2 protein-coding genes are annotated in these 1,884 nt (G+C 69.0%); one reads left to right on the plus strand and one right to left on the minus strand.

The genetic code is table 11. The features are described from left to right. The first annotated feature begins 25 nt into the window (after window positions 1–25). A complete protein-coding gene (locus V6M57_RS00025) occupies window positions 26–841 on the plus strand; it encodes an HAD-IIB family hydrolase (protein WP_332812924.1) in 816 nt (271 codons plus the stop codon). A gap of 171 nt (window positions 842–1,012) precedes the next feature. Here the strand turns inward: V6M57_RS00025 and V6M57_RS00030 are convergent. Beyond that, on the minus strand, window positions 1,013–1,884 hold an 872-nt coding region (locus V6M57_RS00030), incomplete at its 5' end, for an MFS transporter (RefSeq protein ID WP_332812923.1).

Below are 1,884 nucleotides of genomic sequence, written 5' to 3' on the forward strand. Positions count from 1 at the left end.
CACCCCAGCATGCGAAAATTTCACGATGCAAGAACTCGACAACTGGCCCGCAGACGAGCGGCGCCGGATCTCCGGCGTTTTCACCGACATCGATGACACCCTGACCACCGAAGGGGCGATTACCCTTGATGCGCTGGAGGCCCTGGCTGAATTGAAAGCCGCCGGGTTCAAGGTGGTGGCGATCACCGGACGGCCGGTGGGCTGGAGCGAGCCTTTCGCGGCAAGCTGGCCGGTCGATGCCATCGTGGCGGAAAACGGCGCAGTGGCGCTGCTGCCGGAGTCCCAAAGCGCCGCGCCGCGGCCGCTCTCAAAAATCTACCAGCAGGACGCGGCCACGCGTGCAGCCAACTTCAGCCGTATGCAGGCCGTGCTGGCGCGCATTGAGCGCGAGCTGCCCGGCATCCACCGCGCCACCGACTCGCCGGGCCGGGAAACCGACATTGCCATCGACCACAGCGAGTTCACGCAGCTCAGCGATGCGCAGATCGCCGCCGTGGTGGCGCTGATGAAAAGCGAGGGCATGCACGCCACCGTGAGCAGCATCCACATCAACGGCTGGTACGGCAGCCACAACAAGCTTGAAGGCGCGCGCTGGATTGTTCGTGAACTCTGGCAGCGCGACCTCGACGCCGAGATGGCGCGCTGGGTCTACGTGGGCGATTCGACCAACGACCAGCTGATGTTCAGGACTTTCGCCAACAGCGTGGGCGTGGCCAACATCGCGCGCTTTGTGCCGCAGCTGGCGCACCTGCCGCGCTATGTGACGCGGGGCGAGCGCGGCGCGGGCTTTACGGAGGTGGTAAAGATGTTGCTCACCCCTATCGGGACTCACTGCGTGTAGTCCCTTTTCCCCTTGCAGGGGACGAGGCCCGCGGCCCGGCAAAGCCGGTTCCGCGGCCTCTGCTGGAAGAAACATTACCCCTATCGGACGCGCACTTCGTGTCGCGCCTTTTCCCCTTCCCGGGGACGGCGCCTGCGGCCGGGCAAAGCCCGATCCGCGGCCCCTGCTGGATTAACGGAGGGCGGCCGCGCGGCGCAGCGAGGACCAGCGCAGCCAGGCGCCCAGGGCGGCCACGGCCAGTACCAGGCCCGCATAGCCCTCCACCGTGGCCGGCAGGCCCAGCGGCGCGATCAGCCGGCCGGCCAGCATGGCCGGCACGCTGAAAGCGAGGTAGCTGGTGGCGTAGAGCGCGGCGAACAGCTCGGCCCGCTGCTGCGGCTGCGCCAGCGGGGCCAGCGTCTGCACCTGCGCCGAGAAAGCCGAGCCGCCGCCGAAACCGGCCAGCGCCGTTCCCGCAAAAAACAGGCCCACCGACTGGACGCCCAGCGACACGGCCACCAGGCCAGCGCCCAGGGCGAGCCAACTCATGCCGACGGCGCTCATGCGCGCGGGAGCCAGGCGCCTCAGCAGCGTCGGCGAAGCGGCGCCCAGGCCGAAGAATGTCGCGATGGCCAGGCCGTTGACGATGCCGTTGTGGATGCCGAAGATCTGCTGCAATACGGAAGGCACCAGCGACAGGTACAGGCCCGCGAGCGACCACACCGCCAGCATCGTCGGCACCCCGCGCACAAATTCAGCACGCGCCGCCACCGGCACCGAAATGCGCGGCACCAGCGAGGCCAGCGCGCCGGGGCGCGGCGTGACACTTTCCGGAAGGAACAGCGTGGCCACCGCACCCGTCACGCAGATGGCGGCCAGCACGCCGAACACCAGTGGCACCGGGTGCAGCGCAAGCTTGACCGCGATGCCGGTCAGCAAGGCGCCCACGGCCAGGCCCGCCAGCGGCGAGACGCTGCCTATCATCGCGCCCAGCCGCTTTTGCGCGGCCGGGGCCGCCTCCACCACCGCCGCCGTCAGCGCGCCGCTGACCATGCCGGTCGCAA

The sequence above is a fragment of the Ramlibacter sp. genome, assembly GCF_036676645.1.
Lineage (GTDB): Bacteria > Pseudomonadota > Gammaproteobacteria > Burkholderiales > Burkholderiaceae_C > Ramlibacter.

Excerpts from the sequence above, each read along its gene's own strand:
- V6M57_RS00025 (WP_332812924.1), top strand. The coding sequence starts at position 26 with ATGCAAGAACTCGACAACTGGCCCGCAGACGAGCGGCGCCGGATCTCC.